Source organism: Ornithinimicrobium sp. F0845, from assembly GCF_023015765.1.
GTDB lineage: Bacteria > Actinomycetota > Actinomycetes > Actinomycetales > Dermatophilaceae > Ornithinicoccus.
Genome location: NZ_JALKAL010000007.1, coordinates 284604 through 311144 on the forward strand (window position 1 = coordinate 284604; position 26541 = coordinate 311144).

The following is a 26541-nucleotide window of genomic DNA, read 5'->3' on the forward strand; positions in this document are numbered from 1 at the left end:
ACCCTGGCTGTCCGGACCCCGGGGTGTCGGTGCGGCGTGATTGGCTGGCGCTATGTTCGAGTGGGAGACGCACCCGGTGACCGAGGACCGGTTCGAGGACCTGGCCGACGTCATCAACCCCAGCCGGCGCGAGACGCACTGCTGGTGCCTGTCGCACCGGCTGCCCGCCCGCGAGATCGAGGAGCTGGGCGGCGGCTCGCGCCAGGAGGCGATGCGTTGCCTGACGCGGCGCGAGCACGCGCCCGGCGTGGTCACCTACCGCGACGGCGTGCCGGTCGGCTGGTGCAGCATCAGCCCGCGCGCCGAGATCCCCCGGCTGATGTCCTCCAAGCTCATCCGCCCCGTCGATGACGTGCCGGTCTGGAGCATCATCTGCGTGGTCGTCCGGAGTGGCCACCGCCGTCAGGGCGTCACCGGCGCGATGCTCGAGGGCGCGGTGGAGTATGCCGCGGGGCTGGGTGCCCCGGCCGTCGAGGCCTATCCGGTGGACCCGGAGGGACGGATGGATCTGACGATGGCGTTCGTGGGCACGAAGGCGATGTTCGAGCAGGTCGGCTTCCGGCAGGTCGGCACGACCGACGCCGTCGCCAGCCGGATGCCACGGCTCATCATGCGACGCGACCTCGTCTGATCCAGCGCGTCAGCGCAGGAGGGCCGCGACGAAGCGGTCCACGGCCGCGCTGTCGGCGCAGGGCAGGAAGAGCGAGGGCTCGACCAACTCGACCTCGAGCACGCGGAAGCCGCCCTCGTCGTCCCGCACGAGGTCCACCCGGCCGTAGGTCGGGGCACCCAGCTGGTCCGTGACCACCCCCATCGCCGCCTCGGCCACCGCGAGCTGCTCGGGACTCGGGTCGTGGGCAGCGTTGGTCTCCTCGGCGAAGAGCCCGTCGATCCGCCCGGCCCGGGGCAGGGTGATCCGCTTGTTGGCCGCGTGGCTGAAGCCGCCCTCGAGGAAGATCATCGGCCACTCCCCCTCGCCCGCCACGGACCGCAGGTAGGGCTGCACCAGGGCGACCTGGCCAGCCTCGTGCAGCCGCGTGACGTGCTCGTGCGCCTGCCGGTGCTGGCCCGGGCCGTAGGAGGCGACCTCCCGGCTGCCGGCGCCGACGGCGGGCTTGACCACGAAGTCGTCACCGGGGAGGACAACCTCCGACCCCGGCTCGACGAAGCGGGTCGGCGTGACCGGCACCCCGGCCGAGGCCAGCTCGGCGAGGTAGCGCTTGTCGTGGCTCCAGCGGATGACCGGCAACGGATTCACCAGGTCCGTGACCGTGTCCACGCGCTCGAGCCAGGGCCCGAACTCAGCAAGCCGCTCGGGGTAGTCCCAGGTCGAGCGCAGCACCACCCGGTCGAAGCGGGACCAGTCGACCGCGGGGTCGTCCCAGTCCACGACCTCCACCCTGACTCCCTCGGCCCTGAGGGCGGGCACCGCCAGGGGCGCGTCAACGTCCCGGCCCCGGGCCGGTGCCGTGGTGACCCACGCCAGGTGCTCGATCATCCTCCGGATCCTAGGTGCGTGCCCTCGCCGTCAGTGCCGCGATGCTGGCCTCGGGGCCGAGGTCCAGCCGACGCAACAGCTGGGCGTTGAGGGCGACGACCACGGTGGACAGAGACATCAGGATCGCGCCGACCGCCATCGGCATCACGAACCCGACCGGCGCGAGGACCCCGGCCGCCAGCGGGACGGCGACCAGGTTGTAGCCAGCGGCCCACCACAGGTTCTGCGCCATCTTGTGGTAGGCCGCACGGGACAGCTGGATGATCGACAGCACCGAGCGTGGGTCGTCGCTGGCGAGGATCACACCGGCGGACGCGATCGCCACGTCCGTGCCGGCGCCGATCGCGATGCCGACATCGGCACGCGCCAGCGCCGGTGCGTCGTTCACCCCGTCCCCGACCATGGCGACGGTGCGGTCGCGCTCCTGCAGCTCGGCGACCTTGTCGGCCTTGTGCTCGGGTCGGACGCCGGCGAACACCTCGTCGATGCCCAGGTCGGCGGCCACCGCACGGGCGACGGGCTCGGCGTCACCGGTGATCATCACGACGTGCACGCCGAGCTGGTGGAGGGCGTCGACGGCCTGCCGCGACTCCGGCCGGACCTCGTCGGCGACCGACAGTGCGCCGACGACGGCTCCGTCGCGGACGACGTGCAGGACGGTCGCGCCGTCATCGGCCCACCGCTCGCTCTCTGCCACCGGCTGGAGCCCCTCCTCCTCCAGCAGGTAGGGTCCTCCGACCCGCACGGTCGAGCCCTCCACGGTCGCCGTGACGCCGACCGCGGGTGAGGCGGCGAAGTCGGTGGCCGGAGGGACGGCGAGGTCTCGCTCCTGCGCAGCGCGCACGATCGCCCGGGCCAGGGGGTGCTCACTGTCCGCCTCGGCAGCCGCAGCCAGCGCCAGCAACTCAGCCTCCGACATACTGCCGCTGTGCACCGCGCCCACGGCGGGCTCGCCGCGGGTCAGGGTGCCGGTCTTGTCGAACAGGACGGTGTCGACCGAGCGCATCTGCTCCAGGGCCAGTCGGTCCTTGACGAGCACGCCACCGCGCGCGGCGCGCTCGGTGGTGATGGAGACGACCAGCGGGATCGCCAGGCCCAGGGCGTGGGGGCAGGCGATGATCAGGACGGTGATGACCCGCTCGAGGGTCGTGGCGGGGTCGCTGACCAGGAGCCACGCGACGGCGGCGACGACCGCGGCGGCCAAGGCATACCAGAAGAGCCAGGCTGCGGCGCGGTCGGCGAGACGCTGCGCCCGGCTCGAGGAGCCCTGGGCCTGCTCGACCAGGCGTCGGATGCCGGCGAGCGCGGTCTGCTCGCCGACCGCGGAGATCCGCACGCGCAGACCGGAGTCGGTGGCGACCGTGCCGGCGACCACTTGGTCACCCTCAGCGCGTCGAACCGCGACGGACTCGCCCGTGATCATCGACTCGTCCATGGCAGCGGCACCCTGCACTACGGTGCCGTCGGCGGGGACGCGTGCCCCGGGACGGACGATCACGACGTCGTCGACCTGCAGCTCCGCCGGCGCGACGGTGACGGTCGAGGACCCCTCGACCCGCTCCGCCTCGTCGGGCAGCAGCGCTGCGAGGGAGTCCAGTGCCGACGAGGTCTGCGCGAGCGAGCGCATCTCGATCCAGTGGCCGAGCAGCATGATGACGATCAGCAGCGCGAGCTCCCACCAGAACTCGAGCGAGGCGGAGATCAGGCCGAGGCTGGCGGCCAGGGAGGCGACGAAGGCCACCGTGATGGCCATGCCGATCAGCAGCATCATGCCCGGCCGGCGGCTGCGGATCTCGTCGAGGGCCCCGGTGATGAAGGGCCTGCCACCCCACAGGTACATCACGGTGCCGAGCGCCGGCGCGACCCACCCGATGCCCGGCACGGCGGGGAGCTCGTAGCCCAGCAGGTGGGCGAACATCGGGCTGGTCAGGACCGTCGGGACCGCCAGGGCGAGCATGATCCAGAAGAGCCGGGCGTACAGCGCGACGTGGTCACCATGGCCGCCGTGTCCCTCATGCCCGCCATGTCCCGCCTGGGCATCGTGTCCCGCATGGGCATCGTGGCTGTCGTGGGCACCGTGATCGGCCTGCGCCTCACGGACATCAGCCCGCGGCCCGTGGTGATGATCCTCGTGCGGATCGTGGTGGTCGTGCGTCGTCTCTGGCATCGTCATTCCTCCCTTAACCATACCCCATAGGGGTATGTCGACAACCGGGCCGGCGCGAGCCGCATTCCCAGGCGCAGCCGGTTGGGTGCGATCAGCCGCCACAATGCAGGACACTAGGTGTGGCCCGCACCTGCGGCTCACGACCGCCCTACCCGAGGAGTTCTCCAGCATGAGCGACGACGGGCATTTGCTCTGCCCCCTGACGGTCCGCCGCCGGCAGGGGGTTGACAACCCGTGAGCGCCGTCCTCTCACTCCTCGTCGGACTGGTCGTCATCCTGGCGATCACGGCAGCCACGGCCTTCTTCGTGGCGCAGGAGTTCGCCTACATGGCGGTGGACCGCTCCCGACTGGGGGCACGCGCCGCCGCGGGTGACACCGTCGCCCAGCGCGCCCTGGCCATCACCAAGCGCACCTCCTTCATGCTCTCCGGCGCGCAGCTCGGCATCACGGTCACCGGACTGCTCGTCGGGTATGTCGCCGAGCCCCTCGTCGGTCAGGCCGCCGGTGAGATGTTCGGCTGGGCCGGCGTGCCCCAGGGCACCGGCATCCTGATCGGCACCATCCTGGCCCTCGCGCTGTCGACCATCGTGCAGATGGTCTTCGGTGAGCTCGTGCCCAAGAACCTCGCCATCGCCCGGCCCGAGCCGGTGGCCCGGGCCCTGTCCCTGCCCACCACCATCTATCTGCGGCTGACCGGGTGGCTGGTCTGGATCTTCGACCAGTCCTCCAACCTCCTGCTGAAGGCTCTCGGCATCGAGCCGGTGCACGATGTCGAGCACTCCGCCTCGCCCCGGGACCTGGAGCACATCGTGGCCGAGTCGCGGCGTAGCGGCGATCTGCCCGATGAGCTCTCCACGCTGCTCGACCGCATCATCGACTTCCCCGCGCGGGACGTCGAGCACGCGATGATCCCCCGCTCCCGCGTCGGCGTCGTGCAGGCGGAGGACACCCTGGGGCAGATCCGCCAGCTGATGGCGACCGAGCACTCCCGGTATCCCGTGCTCGGCGACGGCGAGCAGATCCTCGGTGTGGTCCACCTGGCCGACGTGCTGTCCTCCACGGCCGGTGACGAGACACCCGCCCACGAGCTGGCCCGCCCGGCGCTGATCATCCCGACCGTGATGCTGCTCCCGGACGCCCTCGAACAGCTCAATGACGCCGGCAGCCAGTTGGCGTGCGTCGTCGACGAGTGGGGCGGACTCACCGGCGTGCTGACCCTCGAGGACCTCGCGGAGGAGTTCGTCGGCGAGATCACCGACGAGCACGACCCGGAGCCACCGCCAGAGACTGTCGAGGAGGACGACGGCACCTGGGTGCTGGACGGGGACGTCCACGTCGACGAGGTCGAGCGCGCCATCGGGCACAGCCTGCCCGACGGAGACTATGAGACGGTCTCCGGCCTGCTCATCGCCACCCACGGCGCCCTGCCCGACGAGGGCGACGTGATCGTGGTGCCCATCGAGCCCGAGAGCGTGCTGGAGAGCGAGGACGACCAGCTCGCGCTGCACGCAGAGGTGCTCGAGGTGGACCGGCACGTGCCCTCGCTGCTCCGGCTGACCCTCGCTCCAGCCCCGCCGACCGAGCCGGAAGCGAGCACCACGGTTGAGCCGGGACCAGGCGCCACGGACGAGCCGGAGGCTCCCACCAGCGACGAGCGGGGGCGGGCGTGATGGAGAACCCCTGGATCGTTGCCGTGGCGACCGTCGTCATCATCGCGCTGAGTGCGTTCTTCGTCGCCGTCGAGTTCGCCCTGATCGCCGCCAAGCGGCACCGTCTTGAGGACGCTGCGAGCTCGAGCCGTTCCGCGCGCGCCGCACTGCGCAGCTCCACCGAGCTCACCCTGCTGCTGGCCGGCTCCCAGCTGGGCATCACGGTGTGCACGCTGGCTCTCGGCGCCATCACCAAGCCGGCCGTCCACCACTGGCTGACCCCGCTCTTCGAGGCCTGGGGCCTGGCCTACTGGGTGGCCGACGTCGCCGGCTTCGTCCTGGCCCTGGTCATCGTGACCTTCCTGCACCTCGTGGTCGGCGAGATGGCACCCAAGTCCTGGGCGATCGCGCATCCGGAGCGCTCGGCCACCGTGCTCGCACTGCCGATGCGGGCGTTCATGTGGGGCACGCGGCCCCTGCTGCGCGCGCTCAACGGCTCCGCCAACTGGATCCTCGAGCGCTTCGGCGTGGAGGCGGTCAACGAGGTCGCGACCGGGCAGAACCCGGACGACCTGCGACACCTCGTGGAGCACTCGGCCAACGTCGGCGCCCTCGACGCCAGCTTCTCCTCCCAGCTCAGCGGGGCCCTTGACCTGGAGAACCTGCGCATCCTCGACCTGCTGGACGGGGTGCCGGTCACGCAGGTGGAGCCGGACGCGACCGTGGCAGACGTGCGGGCCGCGACCCAGCAGAGCGGCCACCTGAGGATCCTCGTGGGCAGCGGCACCAGCACCCAGGGCCTCGTGCACGTGCGGGACACCCTGCTGCACGACGACGCGACCCCGGTGACCGAGCTCGTCCGGCCAGTCTTCACGGTCGACCCCGAGACCAAGGTCTACGAGGCGCTCGCACAGATGCGGGAGACCGCGACCCACCTCGCCGTGGTGTCCGACCGGGGCAGGACCGTCGGGGTGGTCACGCTCGCGGACGTGCTGCAGCTGCTCCTACCTCAGACGAAGGGCCGCGTCAGCTCCCCCGAAGCGGCCTCGTAGGGCGGAGAGGCGGCGTCGCAGCACCGGAAAGCGGCGGCCACGAGCATCGCAGGAGGGCTCGGGTGTCCGTTCCCACCGCTACCTTCCTCACATGACTCTCACCGTAGGCATGATCACCACCGACACCACCGACGCCGAGGCCCTCGCCGCCTGGTGGGCGGAGCAGACCGGCGCCGAGATCGCCGAGACCAACGACGGCTGGTTCGTCATCATCCGGGGCGGCACCCTGCCGGTGTGGCTGGCGTTCCAGAAGGTCGAGGAGGTCACCCCGGGCAAGAACCGGCTGCACCTTGACCTGAGCACCGACGACCTGGACGCCGAGGTCGAGCGCCTCCTCGGGGCCGGGGCGACCCTGGTGGCGCGGCGCGGTGACGAGCACTTCCGCTGGGTGACGCTCGCCGACCCGCAGGGCAACCAGTTCTGCGTGTCCGGAAAACACTGACCGGCCGTCGACCCCGGGGCAGTAGGGTGCCCGGGTGATCGAGCGGGCCGCAGCCAGGGCGGCAGTATGACGGTGGGCGCGGGCTACCACGACCTCACCGACGAGGAGCAGGCTGAGGCGCTGCGCCCGGTCGCCCTCGAGGCGGCCGCGTGCTTCGGCCTCGAGGTGCACCGGCTGGAGGTGCTGCTGCACGCCTACAACACGACATACTCCCTGGAGACGGTGACCGGGGAGCGGTTCGCGCTGCGGATCAACACCAACTCGACCAGCGACGGGCCGGAGATCGCGACCCAGCAGGCCTGGCAGCTGGCGCTCGCAGAGCACACGCCCGTGCAGGTGGCCACGCCCCGACGCACGGTCGACGGACAGTGGTGCGCCTCGGTGGCATCGCCAGCCCTCGAGCGGGAGCTGCGGGTGACCTGCGCGTCGTGGTTGGAGGGTGACGACGTCGGCGACCCGTCCCCCGAGGTGGCCCGTGAGCTCGGCCGGGCGATGGCTCTGATGCACCAGCAAGCACGGACGTGGGAGCTGCCCGACGGCGGCCGCATGCCGCTGTTCGACACGCCGCTGTTCGGGGATCCCGACCTCTTGGACACCGCCGACCTGCAGGAGGACCAGCACGAGGTGCTCCGGATCGCCCGGACCCGCACCGAGGAGGCCTTCCGCAGGCAGTATGCCGGGGCGCCGGTCATCGCGCTGCACGCCGATCTGCACGGCGGCAACCTGAAGTGGCACGACGGCCGGCTGGCGGTCTTCGACTTCGACGACTGCGGGCTCGGCATCCCGGCGCTGGATCTGGCGATCAGCACCTTCTACCTGCGCGGTGATGACGAAGCGCCCGAGGTCGCGATGCGCGCCGGGTACGCCTCCATCGCCCCGCTGCCGGAGGTCAGCACCGAGGACTTCGAGGCGATCGTGGCCTCGCGGCAGCTGCTGCTCGCCAACTCGATACTGGCCAGCTCCACGACCCAGCTCCGGGCGATGGCCCGGACCTACCTGCCGGCCACGGTCGACCGGCTGCGGCACTGGCTGGAGACGGGCCACTTCACCCGTCAACTGGGTGGCTAGCCATGGAGCTGTCCGCCCGCGAAACCCTGAGTGACCCATTGCCGGGAGTACACCGTGAACGACATCCTTGACTGGTTGAGCTCCTACTCCGGACCAGTCGTCTTCCTGATCCTCCTGGGAGCTGGCTTCCTCTTCGTCGCCAGGACAGTGGTGCAGCGAGCGGTGGACGCCGCCATCGGTGCGCGCGCCGAGCGGGGGCGACTTCAGCTCGGCAGGCGCTCTGCGTTTGAGGAGAGAGTCCTGACCGACAGGTACGTGGCATTTCAGGACCTGTTTGCGCGGATTCAGAAAGTCACCACGACACTGAATGGGATTGCCCACGGCCAACGGCCCCCTGACGGTTTCTACAGAGACCTCGGGTCTGGTCGAGACATTGTTCTCCTCACCGCGGTTTTCGAGGACCTTGGCACACAGGAGCCCATCCTCGGACGCCGACTCCACTCGGCCCTGGATGAGCTGGCACAGGCCGCGATCGCCTTCGCCAACTCCCCAGATGACCTCGACCGGTGGGAAACAGCGCGCCAAGACCTCTTGGTCGCGGCGGAACAAGAGTTCGGCCTCTCGAGAATTCGGTGGGAGGAGCTGCGCGGATGAAGCTCTGGACAGGTCCCCGTCTACGCGTCTAGACATGCCAGTCAGCCGGTCCCCCACGCCAAACACCTTGACTCACGACGTTCGTAGTGGTTACCGTAGGAAACTACGAGCGTAGTGGATGGTCAGGCGACTGGACATCTGTCGCGGGGACCACACCGTCGTCGTGAGCGCTGCGCGCCATCGACTGGCCGTGCGAACGGTCGAGAGAGGCAGAGATGTCAGACACGATGCAGAACTCCCAACCAAAGACCCTGACGCGACAGCGGAGCGAACCGAAATGGTCCACCGACCTGGTCGCCGTCGGCGCCGCGGTCGTGTGTGTGGTGGTGATGTGGCTGTGCCTCGCGGTCTGGAGCGGCGTCGACCTGACGGTCACCCTCGGGGAGGAGACCCGCGAGATCCAGGGGGTCGCGGTCGTGATGGGCGCGGCGGTCGCCGGTCTGCTCGGCGTGGGCACGCTGCGGCTGCTGGAGCGGATCATGCTCCGCGCGCTGCAGATCTGGACCGTCATCGCGATCGCGGTGACACTCGTCTCGGCGCTGGGGCCGCTGTCGGCGACCAGTGCCGCGGCGACCGGCGTCCTGCTGGCGATGCACGCCATCGTCGCGGTGGTGCTGATCGTCTCGATGCACCGCATCCGACGCCGGTGACTCAGCCCGTCAGCTCCCGCGCCAGGTTGGCCGGCAGGTAGTCGTAGCGGGCGAAGCTGCGCGTGAAGCTGCCGGAACCGTGGGACACCGAGCGCAGGTCGATCGGGTAACGCGCCAGCTCGTGCTGCGGCACCTCCGCACGGATCACGGTGTGCCCCTCGCGCTCACCTGGCTCGGTGCCCTGCACCTGTGCGCGCCGGCTGCGCAGGTCGGCCATCACCGCTCCGACGAAGTCGTCGGCGACGAGCACCTCGACCAGGTCGACCGGCTCCAGGAACGAGACGGTCGAGTCGTTGGCGGCGGCCCGCAGCGCCTGGGCCGCCGCGTTCTGGAAGGCCTGGTCGGAGGAGTCCACCGAGTGGGCCTTGCCGTCGGTCAGCGTGACGCGCACGTCGATGCACGGATAGCCGCCGAGGACGCCCTCGGCCAGCTGGTGGCGCAGGCCGCGCTCCACCGACGGGATGTAGTTGCGCGGCACCGCGCCGCCGACCACCTTGTCCACGAACTCGAAACCCGACCCCCGGCCGAGGGGCTCGATCTCGAGCTGCACCACGGCATACTGCCCGTGCCCGCCGGACTGCTTGACCAGCCGGCCCTGCTGGGACACCCGGCGCACGAAGGTCTCCCGCAGGGACGTTCGCACCGGCTCGGTGACGACCTCGACGTGGTGCCGCTCCCGCAGCCGCTCCAGGACGTCGTCGACATGGGCGGGGCCGAGGGTCCACAGCACCAGCTGGTGGGTCTCGGCGTTGCGCTCGAGCCGTAGCGTCAGGTCCTCGGAGATCAGCCGCTGCAACGCCCCCGCGAGCTTGTCCTCCTCCTTGGTGCTGGCCGCCTGGATCGCTACCGGAAGCAACGGCTCGGGCAACAGCCACGGCTCGACGAGGGCGGGATGATCGTCGTCGGAGAGCGTGTCGGAGGTCTCGGCACTGGCGAGCTTGGTGACCAGGACCAGCTCACCGGCGATCGCTGAGTCGCGCGGCGCCGTGCCGCCCGCCACCGGCGAACTCAGCTGACCGGGCCGCTCGTCGGCCTCGTCGTGCCCGGGGTGGTCCTCGAGGTCGTGCCCGACGGCCCACTCCAGATGGCCGCTGACGTGCAGCCGGGACGTGGGGGTGAGGGTCCCGGAGAAGATGCGCACGAGCGCGAGCCGCCCGACATACGGGTCGGTGCTGGTGCGGATGACCTGGGCGACCAGCGGGCCATCGGCGGCGGCGGTCAGCTCGCCGAAGTCACCGCCGTCCGGGGTCATCACGGCGGGCAACCACGCCTGCGCGGGCGAGGGGAACGCGTGGACGACGAGGTCCAGCAGCGCCGGGATCCCCACACCGGTCGGCGGGTTGACCGGGACGATCGGGAAGAAGCGGGCGGTGGAGACCGCTGCGGTCAGGTCGGCCCACAAACCCTCGGCGCTGATCTCCTCGCCGCCGAGGTAGCGCTCCAGCAGACTCTCGTCCTCGGACTGCTCGATGATCGCCTCGATCAGCGCCCCGCGGTGCTCCTCGACCCGGGTCGCCTCCTCCTCGGTCAGCGCCCGGCTCTCGCCGGTGGCGTCGTGGGCGACCTGGCCGAGCAGGTCGAGCACGCCGGTCAGCTGTTGATCCTCTAGGACCGGCAGCCCCATCGGCACCGCCTCCCCGAAGACCCGGCCACACTCCCCCACGACCTGGTCCCAGTCGGCGCGGGCCAGCTCAAGCTGTGTGACCGCCACCGCACGGGGGATGCCGACGGCTGCGCACTCACGCCACAGCATCCGGGTGGCCTCGTCGATGCCGCTGCCCGCCGCGACGACGAACAGCACCGCATCCGCGGCCCGGAGCCCGGCCCGCACCTCGCCGACGAAGTCGGGGCGCCCCGGCGTGTCCACCAGCGTGACGACGGTGCCGGTCAACGGGTGGACCGCACTCACCACGCCCAGCGCGGTCGAGGGGTCCTCGGCCTCCTTGACGTGACCGAGCTGACCCGTCACGAGCTGCTCGACGAGGGCGCTCTTGCCGGTGCCCTGCGGTCCGACCAGGACCACGCTCCGGATCTGGTCGACGGACTCGGGTGTGGTGAACGTCGCGTCGGTGCGGTTCATTGTCCCAACCTAGGCCCCATCGGTCCCCGCCGAAAGGCCGGACGTGGACGGCCCGCGCGGTCCCTGTCGGAACGCCGGACGTGGACGCCGCGTGCTGCGGGGACCGCTGAGTCGGACCGCGCGATCACGCTCGCTTACTGCCCGTCAGAGCCAGCCAGCTCCGCCGCCAGCTCCGACTCGTCCTCCTCCGACAGCGAGGTCTGCAGGACGGTGCCGCCGAACTCACTCATCGCCGCGTTGAACTTGTCCTCGGTGATCTTGCTGGCCATGATCACGACCGCAGCACTGCCGGGCTCGAGCAGTCCCTCGACCCGCTCGCGGAAGGCCTTGTTGATGCCCACCTTGCTGAGCTTGCCGCTCAGCGCACCGACGGCGCCTCCCACCAGCAGTCCGAGTCCCGGAGCCAGGAACAGGATGCCGATCAGCACACCCCAGAGCCCGCCGGCCGCGGCCGACGCGCCCACGATCTTCTGCGGCATCTCGACGTGCTTCTTCCCCTCGTCGTCGATGTGGACGGTGGCCAGGCCGTTGAGGGCGACCACGAAGTCGCGCTGCAGCTGCAGCACCTTCTGATAGGCGCGGTCGGCGGTCGCGTGGTCGTCGTAGCCGATGATGATCAGCTCGGACATGGTGTGCCTCCTCTCGGCAGGTGATCGCCAGGGAACCCCAGCGGGACGATTCTGCTCCTGCCCGGCTCCCGCCGCTACCCGGCGATCAGCGGGCAGGCGGACCGTGGGCAGGCGATCAACGAGCCCAGCCGGACCGCGGGCTCAGGTGGTCCGGCGCGCGAAGGTCAGGTGGGTGACGCCGCTGGGAGTGGCGACCGCCTCGATGTCGTAGGTGTCCTCGAGCGCCTCCAGCCCGTCCCACACCCGGACGCCACGACCCAGCACGATCGGGACCTGCACCAGGTGCAGGTGGTCGACGAGCCCGGCGGCGACGAAGTCGCGCACGACGGTGGGGCCACCACCGATCCGCACGTCCAGACCGTCGGCTGCCGCACGGGCCAGGTCCAGTGCCGCTGCGGGTGTGGCGTCCAGGAAGTGGAAGGTCGTGCCGCCCTCCATCTCCACGGGCGGCCGCGGACGATGGGTGAGGACGAAGGTCGGCGTGTGGAAGGGTGGGTTGGGCCCCCACCAACCGCGCCACTCCGGGTCGTCCTGCCAACCCGGCGGGCCGAACTTCCCCGCACCCATGATCTCGGCGCCGATGCCGACGCTGTGCTGCTGTGCGAGGGCGTCGTCGACCCCCGCCGCTCCCGCCGGGTCCCAGAAACGGGTGGCGAACATCCAGGTGTGCAGGCGCTCGCCGGCATGGCCGAACGGTGCCTGCTCCGACTGCGGCTCACCGGTGGCAAACCCGTCGAGGGAGAACGAGAGGTTGTGGACCCTGACGCGTGACATCTGCGAACTCCTTGCTCCGTGGGGGGCGTGCGCCCTCTAGGAGGTCAGACCATCGGCGTCGGAGAACTCATCGGTGCGTGCCCACCGCCTGCGCCTCGTCCGCGCCGCGACCGGGCCGCGCCGGCACCCACCAGACGATCAGCAGGCCGACCAGGACCAGCAGCGCTCCCGGTGCCGGGGCGAAGGTCAGGCCCGCCAGGGAGACACCGCCGCGCTCGAAGGGGTGGGCGAAGCCGGCCGAGGCCACCATCGTCATGCCGACGGCCACGAGCAGCGCGGCGGGCGCGGCCATGGGCGTGGCTGGCACGGCAGCCCGACTGGGCAGCCACTCGAGGAAGCTCAGCAGGCGCACCAGCACCGCCGTGACCGTGGCCGCCAGGACCAGCCAGAGGAGCTTGTGGGCCCACCACAGGCCGGTCCCCGGCTCGGGCAGCGGCACCCCCACCCCCAGGAGCACGGCCGCGACGATGACGAAGGCGGTGAGGTGCCACAGGAAGATCGTCATCACCGACCGGTTGACCACGACGACCGCCAGCCACGAGCGCTCGCGCTCCAGCCACCGGGTCAGCGCCGGCCTGGCCCACAACAGCAGCGAGATCTGGAGGACGCCGACGAGGATCACGCACACGCTAGGCGGCAGCATGTTGGACATCTCCTGCCCGGGCAGGCTGATCATGCTCACGGGGTAGGGCCCCAGCGAGGTGAGCAGCACCAGCAGTCCCACCGCTGCAGCCGCACCAGCGGGCCAGACCCAGCGGGGCCACCGGGTGAGCCGCCCCCCGGCATACAGCATCCCGACCTCCTGGGCGAAACCGAAGACGAGCAGGTAGTTCAGGAACCCGAGCCCGGCCCACGAGGTGTGCTGGGTGCGGTCCAGCAGGAGGACCAGGACCGGCAGCACGGTGACCAACAGCCACGGGTGCCGGCGGTGGACCTGCACCTGCACGGGCGCCACGAGCGCGAGCAGCAGGTAGACGGCCAGGAACCACAGGATCATCGCCGCGTTCTGACCCGCCGCGTCCACCAGGCCCTCGTCCACCCCGACCGCGATGAGCACCACGCACAGCACCAGCCAGACGCCGATGAGGACCAGGCTGGGGCGGGTGACCCGCTCGACGCGGCCGACCAGGAAGGCCCGCACCCGGCCGGGACGGCGCAGAGCGAGGGCATTGGTGAAGCCGGCCGCGAAGAAGAACAGCGGCATCACCTGGAAGAGCCAGGTCAGCGGGTGCAGCCAGGTGGTGACCTCCATGATGTTGCCGACCCGCAGGCCGCCGTCGCCGGTCCGTTGCAGTGCCGCCATCGTCCAGTGACCCAGCACCACGACCACGATGCTGGTGGCCCTGACCAGGTCGATGAACCGGTCGCGGTCCGTGGATCGCGCCCGTGGGTGCGCCGACCGACCACTCTCCATAGGCACAGTCTGTCAGCGGCCACTAGTGTTCGGCCATGGTCAACGCTGCCTTCGTCGCACCGTTCCTGCTCGAGGCCACCAGCCACTTCGTCCTGGCAGCGGCGCGGGTCCCCGGGGTGCGGCTGGCAGTCATCACGACCACTCCGCGCGACCAGCTGTCCCCCGAGCTCCGCGAGGCACTGGCCGGCCACTGGCAGGTGGCCGACGGTCTTGACCCGCAGCAGCTGGTCGACGCGGTCCGTGGCCTGGAGCACCAGCTCGGACCGATCGAGCGGCTGGTCGGCATCCTCGAGCAGCTGCAGGTGCCGCTCGCCCAGGCCCGCGAGGCCCTCGGCATCCCCGGGATGGGCGTCGACGCCTCCCGCAACGTGCGGGAGAAGTCCCGCATGAAGCAGGTGCTGCGGGCCGCCGGTCTGCCGTGCGCCCGCCACCAGCTCGTCCACCGCACGCAGGAGGCGACGGCGTTCCGCGACCTGGTCGGCTTCCCGCTCGTCGCCAAGCCGCCGGACGGCGCGGGGGCCAAGGCGACCTTCCGGCTGGACACCGAGGCGGACTTCGACTCCTGGCTCGCGATGGCCCGGCGCGACCCGTCGGAGGTGTGGCTGCTCGAGGAGTTCCTCACCGGGCAGGAGCACACCTTCGACTCGGTGACGCTGGGCGGCCAGACCCTGTGGTCCTCGATCTCCGACTACGCCCCGCCGCCGCTGGAGGTGCTGCGCAACCCGTGGATGCAGTGGACCGTGCTGCTGCCGCAGGACATCAGTGGGCCGCAGTATGCCGAGATCCACCGGGTCGGTCCCGCCGCCCTCGCCGCGCTCGGGGTCGACGCGGCGTTCTCCCACCTGGAGTGGTTCGCCCGGCCCGACGGGTCGGTCGCGATCTCCGAGGTCGGGGCGCGGCCCCCCGGGGCGCAGCTGGCCGGCATGATCGGCTTCAGCCACGATGTGGACTTCTTCACGCTCTGGGCACGCCTGGTCCTCCTGGGCGAGTTCGACCGACCGGAGCGGGTCTACGCCTGCGGCACCGCCTACCTGCGCGGGATGGGACGCGGCCGGGTCCGCGCCGTCCACGGGGTCGAGGAGATCCAGCGGGAGCTCGGCGACCTGGTGGTCGCCGCCCGACTGCCGGCGCAGGGCCAACCCGCCTCCACGTCATACGAGGGAGAAGGGTTCATCACCGTCCGTCACTGGGACACCCACGTGGTGCAGGAGGCCCTGGACCGCATCGTCACCGGGATCCGCGTCGAGCTCGTCGGGACCCGGTAGAGGACCACCCCAGTAGACAACTCTGCAGAGGACTCACGAGAGGAGCTGCCCGTGAACATCGTCATGCTGTCGCCGGGTTTCCCGTTCGAGCAGGCCTACTTCACCCGCGCGCTCGCGCAGACCGGCGCCCGGGTGATCGGCGTCGGCGACCAGCCGGTCTCCCAGCTCCCGACCGAGGCACAGCGGCACCTGGCGCACTACGAGCACGTGTCGCTGCAGGACGAGACCGCCGTGCTCGCCGCGCTGCGGGGGCTCTCCCGGCACGTGGAGATCGACCGGGTGGAGTGCCTCTGGGAGCCGTATGTCGTGCTCGCCGCCCGCATCCGGGAGCACCTGGGGCTGCCCGGCATGAGCGTGGAGCAGGCCACCTGGTTCCGCGACAAGGAGGCGATGAAGCAAGTGCTCGACGCCGCCGGGATCCGGACCCCGCGGCACGCGTCGGCCCGGCCCGGCGCAGAGGTGTGGGAGGCGGCCGAGCGGATCGGCTTCCCGCTGATCGTGAAGCCGATTGCCGGCGCCGGGTCGGCCGACACCTACCGCGTCGACACCGCCGAGCAGCTGGCCGAGGTGCAGACGATGATCCGGCATGTGCCGCTGCTCAGCGTCGAGGAGTTCATCGACGGTCAGGAGTTCACCTACGACACGGTCTGCGGTGGCGGCACCGTGCTCTTCGAGAACATCGGCTGGTATCTCCCCCGCCCCCTCGAGCAGCGCAGTCACGAGTGGATCAGCCCCGTCACGCTCTCGTTGCGCGACAAGGAGGAGCCGCGGCTGGCCGGCGGCCTCGCGATGGGGCGCGCCGTCCTGGAGGCGCTGGGGTTCACCGAGGGCTTCACCCACATGGAGTGGTATCTCACCTCCGACGGCGAGGCCGTCTTCGGCGAGATCGGGGCCCGGCCGCCGGGCGCCCGCACCGTTGACGTCATGAACTACGCGACCGACGACGACCTCTTCCGCACCTGGGCGCAGGCGATCACCACCGGCACCGCGCCGCCCGTGACCCACAGGTTCAATGCGGCCAGCATGTTCAAGCGGGCTCAGGGCAGGGGCCGGATCACCCGCGTCGAGGGTCTGGAACGGCTCCTGCACGATCTCGGCGAGCACGTCTGCGTCGTGGACCTGCTGCCGGTCGGGTCGATGCGCCGGGACTGGCGGGCGACCCTGCTCTCCGACGGGATGATCATCTATCGCCATCCCGACCTGGAGGAGACGCTGCGCATCGGCGACCGCTTCGGGCGCGAGCTGCAACTGTTCGCCGGGTGAGGGGCCGAGGTGAGGTGACCGAGGGGATGAGCCTCCCGCGGTGCACGACCGCGCCAGTTCGGAGGCTGCTCGCGGCAAAACGAGGTGCGCAGAGCAAGAAGTCGTGATGCCATCGGGCCGTGACCTTCGCCCTGGAGACGCCCGCTGTCGATGACCTGGACCGCGTCCTGGAGGTGCTGCGCGAGTGGCAGCACCCGGACGCACCGTTCCAGCTGCACCCCGGGGACGTGGGGTGGTTCTGGCGGACCGGCGCGGAGACCACGGCCGCCGCGATCAGGACCTGGACCCGGGACGGGCGGACCGTTGCCGTCGGGCTGCTGGATGGGGCCGACCTGCTGCGCCTCGCCATCGCCCCCGACCTGCAGCAGGACGAGGCACTGGCTGGGCAGGTGGTCGCCGACGTCAGCCAGCCGGACCGCGGTGTCCTGCCCGAGGGCACCGTGTATGTCGAGTCGCCGGTCGGCGCGCTCGTCCAGGACGCCCTGGGCCGGGCCGGGTGGCCGGCCGATGAGCCGTGGACGCTGCTGCGGCGTGACCTCTCCACTCCCGTGGAGGATGCCGGACTGCGGGTCGAGGTGGTCAGGCCGCAGCGCGCGTCTGCGTGGACCGCCGTGCACAAAGCGGCGTTCGGCACTCAGCTGAGCCACGAGCAGATCACCGAGCGCTGGCACGGCCTGGCGAGCGGGCCGGCCTTCGCCGACGCCCGGTGCCTGCTCGGTCTCGACGAACGGGGCAACGAGGTCGCCGCCGTCATCGTGTGGTCGGCAGGTCCTGGCAGGTGTGGTCTCATCGAGCCGATGGGAGCCCACCCCGAGCACCGCGGGCACGGCCACGGGCGCGCCATCACCGTCGCTGCTGCCGCTGCCCTGCAGGAGATGGGCGCCGCGGCCGCCGTCGTCGGCACCCAGTCCTCGAACGTCGGCGGCGTCGCCACCTACCGCTCCGGCGGCTACCAGGAGATCGCGCAACGTCTGGACCGCCGCCGGGACCGGCCTGCAGACGGGGAGTGAGGCGGACGGGCGGCGGATCAGCGTGAGAGGACCTGAGGAGCACCCGACCCTCGCGCCCGTCGCTGACCCGGCCCACGGCATACTGCCAGGCAGACCCCTGATGTGAAGGAGCACCTGCCGATGGCGTACTTCGAGCGGCTCAGCCCCACCGCCTTCCGGGCTACCGAGCACGTCAGCGGCGCCTGGGACGAGGCGACGCAGCACATCGCACCCGCTCTCGGCCTCATGGTGCACGTGGTGGAGGCCGACCGGGACGCCCGCCGTGACGACGGGCTGGTGGTGGGGCGGCTGTCCTACGACATCCTGGGCACCATCCCGGTCGACGAGATGGACTCGACGGTCACCGTGCTCCGGCCGGGCCGCACCATCGAGCTCGTGGAGGCCCGGTTGAGTCACGCCGGTCGCGACGGGGTCGTGCTGCGCGCGTGGCTGATGCAGCCGGGTGACACCCACGCGCTGGCCGCGACGCCCCTGCCCAGGATCCCGGGACCGGACGACATGCCCGCGTGGGACCCGAGCTCCGAGTGGCCGGGCGGGTTCATCGCCTCGGCACAGGTGCGCCGCGCGCAGGTGGAGCCCGGCCGAGCCGCCTTCTGGGTCCGGTCAGATCGCGAGCTCGTGGCGGGCGAGCCGGTCAGCCGGCTCGCGCACGCAGCCCGGCTGCTCGACATCGCCAACGGGATGACGGTGCGCGCCAGTCCGCGGGAGGTGCTGTTCCCGAACATCGACCTCACGGCCCACTTCTTCGCCCAGCCGGAGGGTGAGTGGCTCGGCTTCGACACCTCGGTCAGCTTCGGCGCGACCGGTGTCGGGCTGACCTCCACCGTGCTGCACGACGTGACCGGGCCGGTGGGCACGATGTCGCAGGTGCTTACGGTCCGGCCCTCCTGAGGCAGCTCAGCCGGCGGAGATCACCGAGGCGGTGCTCCCGGCGGCGCGGCTCTCGCTGGCACGGCTCTCGGCGCTGCGCCGGACGTGGCTGCGGGCGTGCTCCAGCGCGGGCGGGAACTCGTCGAACAGGTGGCGCCGATCCCGTAGCGCGTCGATGACGCCGACCGAGCGCATCAGGGCCATGTGCCGGCTCGGCACGCCCTTGATCAGCACCGTGACGCCCTGCTTCTCGAGCGCCCGCACGATTTCGGCCAAGGTGTTGGCTCCGGTGGCGTCCAGCGTGCGGAGCTGGGAGAAGGCCAGGATGACGACCTCGACGTCGCCCTCCGCGCTGACGTCGCTGCGCACCCGCTCCGCCGCACCGAAGAACATCGATCCGGTCAGGCGGTAGACCGAGATTCGTGCGTCGGCCGGGTCCGGGGCGCTGTCGATCGGCTCAATGCGCACCCCGCTGGTCCGGGCCACCGCGCGCAGCGCGAACACCGCCGCGACCGCGATCCCGAACTGGACCGCCTCGATGAGGTCCACCATCACCGTGATCACCATCGTGAGCAGCAGCACCGCCGCGTCGGAGCGGGTGGAGCGCAGGATCGTCCGCGCCTCGCGGAACGGGACCATCCGCACCGCGGTCAGCATGAGCACGGCAGCCAGCGCGGCCATCGGGATCCGCGAGACGGGACCGGAGGCCAGATAGATGACGCCGAGCAGGACGAGGGAGTGGGTGATGACCGACAGCCTGGTCCGACCGCCCGCCCGCACGTTGACCGCGGTCCGCGCGATCGCGCCCGTGGCCGGGATGCCGCCGAAGGCACCCGAAGCCATGCACGCCATGCCCTGGCCCACGAGCTCGCGGTCGGGGTTGTAGCGCGCGTCGCCGGACAGGTCGACCGCGACCCGCGCAGAGAGCAGGGACTCGATCGCCGACAGTGCGGCGACGGCGAGCGCCGCGGTGAGCAGCGTCTGCAGCACGGCGGGGTCGATCGTCGGCAGCGTCGGGACGGGCAGCGACGAGGGGATCTCCCCGATGCGCGCCAGCGGCAGGTTGAGCAGTTCGGCGATCACGGTGACCAGCACGATCGCGAGCAGGGACACCGGGAACCGGTCGTTCCACAGCGGGACCACGAGCATCAGCAGGATGACGAACGCGACGGCGGCCAGCGCCCATGCCGCAGCACCCCAGTCGGCGTGCTGGACGGCGTGGAAGGCCGCCACGACGGGCCGGGTGCCCACCTCGTCGGCCGAGCCCAGCACCAAGGGCACCTGCTGGAGGAAGATGATCATCCCGATGCCGGCCGTGAAGCCGGCGATGACGGGCCACGGCACCAGTCCGATGAGCTGCCCGAGCCTCAAGGCACCCGCCACCATCAGGAGCACCCCGGCAATGATGCCGACGATCGCCAGCGCGGCGACACCGTGGTCGCCCACGATCGGCACGAGAACCACGGCCATGGCGCCCGTCGGACCGGAGACCTGGACGTTGGAGCCGCCGAACACCGCCGCGACCAGCCCCGCGATGACCGCCGTGACGAGCCCCGCCGCGGCACCGGCGCCGGAGCTGATCCCGAAGGCAAGGGCCAGCGGGAGGGCCACGATCCCTACGGTCGCCCCCGCCGCCACGTCCGATCGCCAGTGCCGAGGGACGTCGGCGTAGTCACTCGCGGAGGGCAGCAACCCCCGCAGCGTAGCCAGGTTCACTGCGCGGCTCCCCTGTCCGCGGTTCCCCCGTGGGCGGCGCCCACCTGCGCGGCGCCCACCTGGGCGGCGTCCAGCTGTGCGGTGTCCATCTGGATCGCCATCGCCAACTGACCCTGCTGCGCGGTCAACCGGTCGACCAGGAACGACCGCGCCACCGCGAGCAGGTCAGCCACCTGCGGGTGGGCGAGCTCGTAGGTCATGGTCTTGCCGACCCGGTGGGAGGTGACGACATGGTGCCGGCGCAGCACGCTGAGGTGCTGGGAGAGCAGGGACGCCTCAATGTCCAGAGCGCTGAGGAGGTCGCTGACAGGGCAGGGACCGTCGGCGACGACGAGCAGCTCGAGGATGCGCACCCGCACCGGATGGGCCAGCGCCTTGAACAGGTTGGCCTTGATCTCGTAGAGGGGCGCGTCGGGAAAGGCGTGGGGCACGGAGATCCTGACGACGAAGAGGTTCGGAACAACAATTGAACAGTTTAGCATATTCGCAATTGTTCGTTCGCCCGATGATGCGGGGCGGGAGCCCTGAGACGCGGACAGCGCTGCGGAACGGAAGGAATAGGTGAGAGCCACCTCCGGGGAGAGCTCGGCCAGCTCGTCGCCTTGACTAACCACGAACGACGGCTCGCAGTCTCTGTGGATAACTCCTGCACTCGACCGAGGCGTCGAGGCATGGTGGTCCCCATGGGGAAGACCACGATGCCAACGTCGTTCGGCGAGCCGGACATCCCGCTCACCGAAGCCCTCCTGGGCCTGCTGCGAAACGGGCCACGCGACGTCGGCTGGCTGGCTGCTCGAGCCCGCGCCAGGCTGCGTGACGCCACGATCGACGAGGAGTCCGTGATCACCGCCGTGCACGAGTGCACCCTTCTGGTCGGCCGCCCGGACGGTGCGGTCGTCCGGCTCCTCGACCTGTTGGAGGGACAGGTCCTCACCCACCGGGTCTCGGAGGAGACAGCAGGTCGGGTGGACCTGTGGACCGGCCTGGCCCTGATGCCCCTGACTGCCTGGGCCAGCGTGGAGCCACTGCGGCTCGCCTCGGGAGGAGGCGTCACCGCAGCCGAGTTCGGCCATCAGGCACTGGTCGGCCCGCCGGGATGGCTTCCCCAGGCCCGGCCCCATCAGCTGCTGGGGATCCGGGTCAGAGACGGCCGGATCTCGGTCGATGTCGTCGACGCGGTCACGAGCCCACAACGAGATCACCAGGTGCGCCTGGCGCTGACGAGCCAATACCGCAACGAGGCCTGGTGGACGGGGGACGAGCTGGCCAACCGGCCGGCAGCCCTGAACCGGGCGGTGGGGTACGCGCTCCTCCAGCAACCTGACCTCCTCGGCGAGCCGGGGACGCCGCTCAACGAGCTGCTCTATGACGCGCTCCGCGAGGACGACCGGCTCAATCACTTCCGTAATCTGCGCGCGTGGGAGGCAGGTGACTGCGTCAGCTTCGGCGTCGAGGGCATGCCGGAGGCTCTGTACATGGAGCTCAACGGGCGAGCGGAGAAGTACGGTATGGCGCTCGACCAGTTCATCATCCTGGCCCTGGGGCATCTGGCCTGGAGGACACCGTTCACCGATGACCTGGGGCCCTGGGAGTCCTGGGACGTCCAGCCTGAGGCGACGTCAACGGCCAAGCTCCACGCTCTTCCGACCCTGGATGACTGACGATCCTGCAGCCCGCGGTTCGGCGGACCGGCGGCACGGACCAGGTGCTGGTGACCGTCAATGCCTTCCCGAGCGAGGTCAAGGTGGCCAGCATGGGTGCCGGCCTCGAGCAGGAGCCTGACCAGACACTCACGAATGTCCTGGAACGGCGGGAAGGGGAAGACCTCGTGTGGCGGCCACCAACGTTCTGTCTGGAGGTGCTCGAGGAGCACTGACCGTTCTCGCGTCATACTGCCAACGTAGGCGAGCCGTCCCGACCTAGAAGATCACCTCGCCACTGACGCGCAGGTGCGCCTCGCCGCCGACCCAGACCTCCCCGTCCTCCGCGTGCAGCTCGACGTCCCCGGCCCGGCCCAGCGCCGTGCCCTGCCGCACGGTGAACGACGCCGGCGCCAGGCCCGCACCAATCATCCACACCCCGAAACCGGCATTCAGGCTGCCGGTCACCGGGTCCTCGTTGACGCCCAGCCCGGGCACGAACGCCCGCACCTCGTAGTCCGCCGGCCCACCCGGACCATGTGGCCCGATGACTCCGATGTCGAGGCCGCCGAACGCTGCGAAGTCGGGCTCCAGGGCGAGCGCCTCCTCTGCGGAGCCGAGCACGATCCCGACCCACCCAGGGCCGTTGTCGATCCACTGGGCGTGCCGGACCTGGTCGGGGCGGATCCGCAGGGCGTCCACGATCCGCTCGAGGTCGGCCTCCGACACCTCACCCGAGCGAAGGAAGGCCGGTGCGGCGAAGGCGAGCCGCGCGCCGTCATACCGGACCCGCACGAGACCTGCCCCGCACTGCTGGACGACCTCGCCCTCGGTGCGAGGCGCACCACCGGCAAGCAGCCAGGCGCGCGCGCTGCCCAGCGTCGGGTGTCCGGCGAACGGGAGCTCCTCGCTCACCGTGAAGATCCGCACCCGATAGTCCGCCTCGGGGACGGTCGGCGGCAGCAGGAACGTGGTCTCGGAGAGATTGGTCCAGTTCGCGAACCGGGCGAGCTCCTCGTCCGCGAGCCCCTCGGCGTCGTGCACGACAGCGAGCGGGTTGCCGCGGAAGGGGTGCTGGGCAAAGACATCGAGCTGGGAGAAGCGCATAACCCCAGTCTGTCGCCGATCTGGAAACACGGGAACGGCGGGCGCCGGCCTGGCTACGCAGGAACGGGGGGCACCGGCGGGGACTTCCTGGGTGGCTCGGTCGACCGGAGGTCCTCGGGGACGCGTGAGCGCAGCTCCTGGCAGAGCCGGTCCTGTTGCTGCTCCAGAAGTCGCCGGCGGGACGCGCTCGGCCTCTGCTCTGTGCGTCCCTGGAGGGCGTCCTCGATGATGGTGAGCTGGGCGAAGATCTCGCGGATGGTCAACGTCGACAGATCCATCATGGACTCACTTCAGTGTGATCCGAGCCCCCTTGTGGCTAGAAGGCACACCTCACTGTCGGCCCATCCGGCGCGACGCGCAACTGCTGAGCGACCCCGACGAGATGACCGTCAGAAACCTGTCCAGGGGTCCTCGCGTCGCCACAGCGTGGGCAGGTGCAGCCCGACGCCTTGCTCGGTGGCCAGCTCGGTGAGGATGCGCATCGTGACGTCCAGGTCGTCGCCCGCGTAGGGCAGCGCGCGCAGGGGCTTGTCGAGGCCACGGAAGAAGTCGTCCCAGTGCGTCAGCACCACCCGACGCGCACCGACGGTCTCGACCGTCTCCGCCCAGTACTGCCGGATGTAGCCCTCCTCCATCAACCCGAGTTGACCGATCCCGAGGTACGCGACCTCCGCCTGTCGGCCGACGAGCGCGCCCGCCACGAAGCCGGCACTGCCCTGGACCAGCGCGGATCGGCCGCTCGAGTGCTCGACCAGGATCGACCACGCCTCCCCGCAGCGGTAGGCCGCAACCTTGGCCGGCGGCACCACGGGCTCATCGATGGGGCCAGGGAAGCGGTCGGGCGGGCAGTGGTCCGACTCGACGTGGGTGACGGTGAAGGTCCCGTGCGTCTGCGACTCTCCGGGGGTCACCAACGCGATCTGTGCACCGGCTAGCCCAGCCCCGCGGCCGATATTGACCGACGACTCGCCGCCGACCAGCACGGCGCCCGTGCGCTGCGCCACCACCGCTGAGTCCATGGCGTGGTCGTAGTGCGTGTGGACCGGCAGCACCGCGGCCAGCCGTCGACCACCGGTGGGGCCGAGACCGAGCCGGCCCAACGCCATACTGACCCGCGACTGGTCGCTGTCGACGCGGCGCATCAGCACCCTCGCCAGCGACGGTCGGGAGAAGAAGCCGTCGGTCAGCACGGCCGTCTCACCGTCGTCGAAGAGCAGGGTGGAGACCCCTGCAAAGGTCACGCCCAGCTCACCGGTGGCGACAGGGGCGTCGAACCGGTCGGCATACGCCGAGAGGGCGGGGCGCCCGGGCTTGAGCCGCATGGGCGTCATCGTAGGCGTGTTGAGGTGAGGTCCTGGGCCGACATCAGGGTCGGCTGGTCGGGTGCGGGTTCACCCGTGCTGCAGCATGGCCAGCGCGGTGTCCGACTCAGCCTGCGCCAGGTGGTCGTATGTCGAGCTGAAGGCGATGATCTCGCGGGCACCCGTGCGGGACACCAGGTCAGCCAACTGGTCGGCCACCTCCCCGGCCGTGCCGTGGACCGTCCGGTCGACGTGCTCGTCCACCATGGCCTGCTGGCGTGCGGTGAGCCCCACGGGCTCGCGGTCCGACAGCGGAGGGAACACGCCCGTGGACCGGGACTCGACCATCGCCCAGGCCTCCGGCAGCATCAGCTCGCGGGCGCGCTCGGTGGTGCTGGCGATCATGACGTCCACGCTGACGATGACGTGCGGCTCCGGACAGCGGTCGGTCGGCCGGAAGCCGCGGCGGTATTCGGCCAGTGGGGCCAGGTCACCGTGCAGCACCGGACCACCGACCACGACGGGCAGGCCACGCTCTGCAGCGACCTTGAGGCCGGACCCGGTCGCCAGCACGAAGAGGGGCGGTGAGGGGACCCCGCGCGGCATCGCGGTCACCGGTCCGGTGTCGCCGAGGAGCGCCTCGAGCGCCTCCACGTCCCGGGCGAAGTCCTCCGGGGTGTAGCCCAGGACACCCAGGGCCTCGCGAACGGGAGCGGTGAAACCCAGCGAGCGTCCGACGCCCAGGTCGATCCGGCCCGGGTGGAGAGCCTCAAGCATCCTGGCCTGCTCGGCCACGATCAGGGGGCGGTGGTTGGGCAGCATGACGCCGCCTGAGCCCACGCGGATCCGGGTCGTGCTGGCGGCGATCGCTGCCATCAGCACCGGCGGGCTGCCGCTGGCGATCCCCGGGACGGCGTGGTGCTCGGCGACCCAGAAGCGGTGGAACCCCAGCTCCTCGGCGCGCACCGCCCGGTCGACGGTGGTGCGCAGCGCGGCGCCGTCGGGCTCGCCGCGACGCGTCCGGGACCGGTCGAGCACGGAGATGGGCACACCAGGTCCGACGATCGAGGTCTCCGGCGGCACAGTCATGGTGCTTCGACCGTACGCTGCCCGACACGGTCGAGCCCTGCCAGGCAGGAGCCGCCGCGTGGGATGGGCTCGGCCGGGTCGGTCCCGGCCAGACAGGGACCGCCGTGTGAGATCGCCCCGGCGCGCTCGGCATACTGGCCCGGTCATGAGGAACATCTACGTCGTCACCCACCCCGAGGCCACGCACCACGTCGAGGGCGTGGTCGGTGGATGGTACGACTCCGAGCTCACCAAGCGCGGCCGGCAGCACGCCGGGGCCATCGCTGAGGCCGTCCGGGAACTGGTCCCCACGGATGCACGGACAGAGCTGTTCAGCTCGGACCTGCGGCGCACGGCCCAGACGGCCGAGGCCATCAGCCGGGTGCTCGGCGTCGAGCCGGTGCTGCTGCCGGACCTGCGGGAGAAGTCCTACGGCGAGGCGGGCGGGCGCCCGCAGGCCTGGCTGGACGAGCGATTCGTGCCCCCTCCTGCTCTCGGCGAGCGGATGAGTCATGACGAGGGGATCCCGGGCGGCGAGACCAAGCTCGAGCTCGCGACCCGGATCTACCGGGCGATGGAGGAGATCACTGCCCGGGAGTGCGAGCACCAGGTCGTCGTCACGCACGGCGGTGCGCTCACCTTCGTCATCGCCGCGTGGATCCGGATGCCTCTTGACGCGGCGGGGTATGCGGCGTTCCGCTCCACCAGCGGTGGCATCACCCACCTGCGTGAGGACGACTTCTTCCACAACCGGCAGGTCGTGATGCTGAACTCTGTCGACCACCTGCGCTGAACGCCCCACCCGGCCGAGAGCGGTCAGGAGCCATAGACCCGCACGTGCCTGTGACCCCGCTGCCGTGTGGTGGTGGCGGGGTCGGGGGCGTGGTGGTTAGGTGTCGACCAGTGGTGTGGTGGGGTCGGTGGGTGCATGCCAGATCACCTCGGTGGGGGTGACGGTGGCGGTGTAGCCGTAGCGGTGGACGATGACGTGGTGTCTCCGGCAGAGTGCGGCGGCGTTGGACAGGTCGGTCGCGCCGCCGAAGATCCAGTGGATGACGTGGTGGAGGTCGGTCCATCCCGCGGGGGCGGAGCAGCCGGGGAAGGAGCATCCCTTGTCTCGTAGCAGGACGGCCTTGCGTTGCGCGGGGGTGAACAACCGCCGCGTGGCGCCCACGTCCAGGGCCTCGGAGGGCCCGCCGAGGACGATCGGGATGATCTGCGCGTCGCAGGCCAGCCGGCGGATGGTCCCGGCCGACAGGTGCTGCCCGGTGCCGGTCCGCCCA

At 70.9% G+C, this 26541-nt stretch carries 27 protein-coding genes; 14 read left to right on the forward strand and 13 right to left on the reverse strand.

The window, feature by feature from the left end; translation table 11 throughout:
* Positions 1–52 precede the first annotated feature (52 nt).
* Positions 53–631 carry a GNAT family N-acetyltransferase gene (locus MWU75_RS12545; protein WP_247091152.1) on the forward strand — a complete coding sequence of 193 codons (579 nt, stop codon included), beginning with the start codon at positions 53–55 and terminating at the stop codon, positions 629–631.
* Positions 632–640: 9 nt separating this feature from the next.
* Here MWU75_RS12545 and MWU75_RS12550 read toward each other — a convergent pair whose 3' ends face one another.
* Together MWU75_RS12550 and MWU75_RS12555 are read right to left on the reverse strand one after the other, a co-directional pair.
* Positions 641–1498, reverse strand: coding sequence for a hypothetical protein (locus tag MWU75_RS12550; protein ID WP_247091153.1), 858 nt, complete (start codon positions 1496–1498; stop codon positions 641–643).
* 10 nt (positions 1499–1508) lie between these two features.
* Positions 1509–3671: a heavy metal translocating P-type ATPase gene (locus tag MWU75_RS12555; protein ID WP_247091155.1), complete on the reverse strand. Its 2163-nt coding sequence runs from the start codon at positions 3669–3671 to the stop codon at positions 1509–1511.
* 228 nt (positions 3672–3899) lie between these two features.
* Between MWU75_RS12555 and MWU75_RS12560 the strand changes: the two genes are divergently transcribed.
* From MWU75_RS12560 to MWU75_RS12585, 6 genes are all read left to right on the forward strand, one after another.
* Complete coding sequence (locus tag MWU75_RS12560) at positions 3900–5336, forward strand: hemolysin family protein (protein ID WP_247091157.1); 1437 nt, start codon at positions 3900–3902, stop codon at positions 5334–5336.
* Positions 5336–6367 (forward strand): hemolysin family protein, encoded by a 1032-nt coding sequence (locus MWU75_RS12565; RefSeq protein WP_247091227.1) that lies wholly within the window; start codon positions 5336–5338, stop codon positions 6365–6367. The genes MWU75_RS12560 and MWU75_RS12565 overlap by 1 nt, the downstream gene beginning before the upstream one ends.
* A gap of 91 nt (positions 6368–6458) precedes the next feature.
* On the forward strand, positions 6459–6809 hold the full coding sequence (locus MWU75_RS12570; protein ID WP_247091159.1) for a VOC family protein: 351 nt from the start codon (positions 6459–6461) through the stop codon (positions 6807–6809).
* Between the two features lie 66 nt (positions 6810–6875).
* Positions 6876–7877: a phosphotransferase gene (locus tag MWU75_RS12575; RefSeq protein WP_247091161.1), complete on the forward strand. Its 1002-nt coding sequence runs from the start codon at positions 6876–6878 to the stop codon at positions 7875–7877.
* A 54-nt stretch (positions 7878–7931) separates the two neighbouring features.
* Positions 7932–8471: a hypothetical protein gene (locus MWU75_RS12580; protein WP_247091163.1), complete on the forward strand. Its 540-nt coding sequence runs from the start codon at positions 7932–7934 to the stop codon at positions 8469–8471.
* 215 nt (positions 8472–8686) lie between these two features.
* A complete protein-coding gene (locus MWU75_RS12585) occupies positions 8687–9121 on the forward strand; it encodes a DUF6069 family protein (RefSeq protein WP_247091165.1) in 435 nt (144 codons plus the stop codon).
* Between the two features lies 1 nt (position 9122).
* On the opposite strand, the gene MWU75_RS12590 is transcribed toward MWU75_RS12585, so the two are convergent.
* The 4 genes from MWU75_RS12590 to MWU75_RS12605 all read right to left on the reverse strand — a co-directional run bounded on the left by MWU75_RS12590 (position 9123) and on the right by MWU75_RS12605 (position 14018).
* The gene (locus MWU75_RS12590) at positions 9123–11201 is read right to left on the reverse strand and encodes an elongation factor G (RefSeq protein ID WP_247091167.1); all 2079 of its coding nucleotides are present in this window, start codon (positions 11199–11201) and stop codon (positions 9123–9125) included.
* A gap of 134 nt (positions 11202–11335) precedes the next feature.
* The gene (locus tag MWU75_RS12595) at positions 11336–11830 is read right to left on the reverse strand and encodes a DUF1269 domain-containing protein (protein WP_247091168.1); all 495 of its coding nucleotides are present in this window, start codon (positions 11828–11830) and stop codon (positions 11336–11338) included.
* Between the two features lie 141 nt (positions 11831–11971).
* Positions 11972–12604 carry a dihydrofolate reductase family protein gene (locus tag MWU75_RS12600; RefSeq protein WP_247091170.1) on the reverse strand — a complete coding sequence of 211 codons (633 nt, stop codon included), beginning with the start codon at positions 12602–12604 and terminating at the stop codon, positions 11972–11974.
* A 67-nt stretch (positions 12605–12671) separates the two neighbouring features.
* Positions 12672–14018 carry an acyltransferase gene (locus tag MWU75_RS12605; protein WP_247091177.1) on the reverse strand — a complete coding sequence of 449 codons (1347 nt, stop codon included), beginning with the start codon at positions 14016–14018 and terminating at the stop codon, positions 12672–12674.
* Between the two features lie 35 nt (positions 14019–14053).
* Between MWU75_RS12605 and MWU75_RS12610 the strand changes: the two genes are divergently transcribed.
* From MWU75_RS12610 to MWU75_RS12625, 4 genes are all read left to right on the forward strand, one after another.
* On the forward strand, positions 14054–15283 hold the full coding sequence (locus tag MWU75_RS12610; RefSeq protein WP_247091179.1) for a hypothetical protein: 1230 nt from the start codon (positions 14054–14056) through the stop codon (positions 15281–15283).
* A 51-nt stretch (positions 15284–15334) separates the two neighbouring features.
* Positions 15335–16546, forward strand: a complete 1212-nt coding sequence (locus MWU75_RS12615; protein ID WP_247091181.1) for an ATP-grasp domain-containing protein — start codon at positions 15335–15337, stop codon at positions 16544–16546.
* A gap of 119 nt (positions 16547–16665) precedes the next feature.
* Entirely contained in the window at positions 16666–17556 is an 891-nt protein-coding gene (locus tag MWU75_RS12620) for a GNAT family N-acetyltransferase (protein ID WP_247091183.1), read from the forward strand.
* A 120-nt stretch (positions 17557–17676) separates the two neighbouring features.
* Complete coding sequence (locus MWU75_RS12625; RefSeq protein ID WP_247091185.1) at positions 17677–18447, forward strand: thioesterase family protein; 771 nt, start codon at positions 17677–17679, stop codon at positions 18445–18447.
* 6 nt (positions 18448–18453) lie between these two features.
* On the opposite strand, the gene MWU75_RS12630 is transcribed toward MWU75_RS12625, so the two are convergent.
* Both MWU75_RS12630 and MWU75_RS12635 read right to left on the reverse strand, forming a co-directional pair.
* Positions 18454–20118, reverse strand: a complete 1665-nt coding sequence (locus MWU75_RS12630) for a SulP family inorganic anion transporter (protein ID WP_247091187.1) — start codon at positions 20116–20118, stop codon at positions 18454–18456.
* Between the two features lie 20 nt (positions 20119–20138).
* Complete coding sequence (locus tag MWU75_RS12635) at positions 20139–20573, reverse strand: metalloregulator ArsR/SmtB family transcription factor (RefSeq protein WP_247091196.1); 435 nt, start codon at positions 20571–20573, stop codon at positions 20139–20141.
* Positions 20574–20825: 252 nt separating this feature from the next.
* Between MWU75_RS12635 and MWU75_RS12640 the strand changes: the two genes are divergently transcribed.
* Positions 20826–21803, forward strand: coding sequence for a hypothetical protein (locus MWU75_RS12640; protein ID WP_247091198.1), 978 nt, complete (start codon positions 20826–20828; stop codon positions 21801–21803).
* Between the two features lie 50 nt (positions 21804–21853).
* Positions 21854–22018: a hypothetical protein gene (locus tag MWU75_RS12645; RefSeq protein ID WP_247091200.1), complete on the forward strand. Its 165-nt coding sequence runs from the start codon at positions 21854–21856 to the stop codon at positions 22016–22018.
* A 43-nt stretch (positions 22019–22061) separates the two neighbouring features.
* Here the strand turns inward: MWU75_RS12645 and MWU75_RS12650 are convergent, their stop codons facing one another.
* The 4 genes from MWU75_RS12650 to MWU75_RS12665 all read right to left on the reverse strand — a co-directional run bounded on the left by MWU75_RS12650 (position 22062) and on the right by MWU75_RS12665 (position 25279).
* Entirely contained in the window at positions 22062–22889 is an 828-nt protein-coding gene (locus MWU75_RS12650) for a PhzF family phenazine biosynthesis protein (protein WP_247091202.1), read from the reverse strand.
* A 53-nt stretch (positions 22890–22942) separates the two neighbouring features.
* Entirely contained in the window at positions 22943–23170 is a 228-nt protein-coding gene (locus MWU75_RS12655; RefSeq protein WP_247091204.1) for a hypothetical protein, read from the reverse strand.
* Between the two features lie 108 nt (positions 23171–23278).
* Positions 23279–24211 carry a hypothetical protein gene (locus tag MWU75_RS12660; RefSeq protein ID WP_247091206.1) on the reverse strand — a complete coding sequence of 311 codons (933 nt, stop codon included), beginning with the start codon at positions 24209–24211 and terminating at the stop codon, positions 23279–23281.
* A gap of 69 nt (positions 24212–24280) precedes the next feature.
* Entirely contained in the window at positions 24281–25279 is a 999-nt protein-coding gene (locus MWU75_RS12665) for an MsnO8 family LLM class oxidoreductase (RefSeq protein ID WP_247091208.1), read from the reverse strand.
* A gap of 145 nt (positions 25280–25424) precedes the next feature.
* Here MWU75_RS12665 and MWU75_RS12670 point away from each other — a divergent pair, with 145 nt between their 5' ends.
* A complete protein-coding gene (locus tag MWU75_RS12670; RefSeq protein ID WP_247091210.1) occupies positions 25425–26051 on the forward strand; it encodes a histidine phosphatase family protein in 627 nt (208 codons plus the stop codon).
* A 96-nt stretch (positions 26052–26147) separates the two neighbouring features.
* Here the strand turns inward: MWU75_RS12670 and MWU75_RS12675 are convergent.
* Positions 26148–26541: HNH endonuclease signature motif containing protein (locus tag MWU75_RS12675; RefSeq protein WP_247091212.1), on the reverse strand; the 394-nt coding region annotated here is incomplete at its 5' end.

Bases quoted from the DNA above. Each gene is read 5' to 3' on its own strand.
- MWU75_RS12595 (WP_247091168.1), bottom strand. From the start codon at position 11,830: ATGTCCGAGCTGATCATCATCGGCTACGACGACCACGCGACCGCCGAC.
- MWU75_RS12660 (WP_247091206.1), bottom strand. From the start codon at position 24,211: ATGCGGCTCAAGCCCGGGCGCCCCGCCCTCTCGGCGTATGCCGACCGG.
- MWU75_RS12610 (WP_247091179.1), top strand. From the start codon at position 14,054: ATGGTCAACGCTGCCTTCGTCGCACCGTTCCTGCTCGAGGCCACCAGC.
- MWU75_RS12655 (WP_247091204.1), bottom strand. From the start codon at position 23,170: ATGATGGATCTGTCGACGTTGACCATCCGCGAGATCTTCGCCCAGCTC.
- MWU75_RS12575 (WP_247091161.1), top strand. From the start codon at position 6,876: ATGACGGTGGGCGCGGGCTACCACGACCTCACCGACGAGGAGCAGGCT.
- MWU75_RS12650 (WP_247091202.1), bottom strand. From the start codon at position 22,889: ATGCGCTTCTCCCAGCTCGATGTCTTTGCCCAGCACCCCTTCCGCGGC.
- MWU75_RS12600 (WP_247091170.1), bottom strand. From the start codon at position 12,604: ATGTCACGCGTCAGGGTCCACAACCTCTCGTTCTCCCTCGACGGGTTT.
- MWU75_RS12585 (WP_247091165.1), top strand. From the start codon at position 8,687: ATGTCAGACACGATGCAGAACTCCCAACCAAAGACCCTGACGCGACAG.
- MWU75_RS12555 (WP_247091155.1), bottom strand. From the start codon at position 3,671: ATGACGATGCCAGAGACGACGCACGACCACCACGATCCGCACGAGGAT.
- MWU75_RS12590 (WP_247091167.1), bottom strand. From the start codon at position 11,201: ATGAACCGCACCGACGCGACGTTCACCACACCCGAGTCCGTCGACCAG.
- MWU75_RS12605 (WP_247091177.1), bottom strand. From the start codon at position 14,018: ATGGAGAGTGGTCGGTCGGCGCACCCACGGGCGCGATCCACGGACCGC.
- MWU75_RS12545 (WP_247091152.1), top strand. From the start codon at position 53: ATGTTCGAGTGGGAGACGCACCCGGTGACCGAGGACCGGTTCGAGGAC.
- MWU75_RS12640 (WP_247091198.1), top strand. From the start codon at position 20,826: ATGGGGAAGACCACGATGCCAACGTCGTTCGGCGAGCCGGACATCCCG.
- MWU75_RS12665 (WP_247091208.1), bottom strand. From the start codon at position 25,279: ATGACTGTGCCGCCGGAGACCTCGATCGTCGGACCTGGTGTGCCCATC.
- MWU75_RS12625 (WP_247091185.1), top strand. From the start codon at position 17,677: ATGGCGTACTTCGAGCGGCTCAGCCCCACCGCCTTCCGGGCTACCGAG.
- MWU75_RS12550 (WP_247091153.1), bottom strand. From the start codon at position 1,498: ATGATCGAGCACCTGGCGTGGGTCACCACGGCACCGGCCCGGGGCCGG.
- MWU75_RS12565 (WP_247091227.1), top strand. From the start codon at position 5,336: ATGGAGAACCCCTGGATCGTTGCCGTGGCGACCGTCGTCATCATCGCG.
- MWU75_RS12570 (WP_247091159.1), top strand. From the start codon at position 6,459: ATGACTCTCACCGTAGGCATGATCACCACCGACACCACCGACGCCGAG.
- MWU75_RS12670 (WP_247091210.1), top strand. From the start codon at position 25,425: ATGAGGAACATCTACGTCGTCACCCACCCCGAGGCCACGCACCACGTC.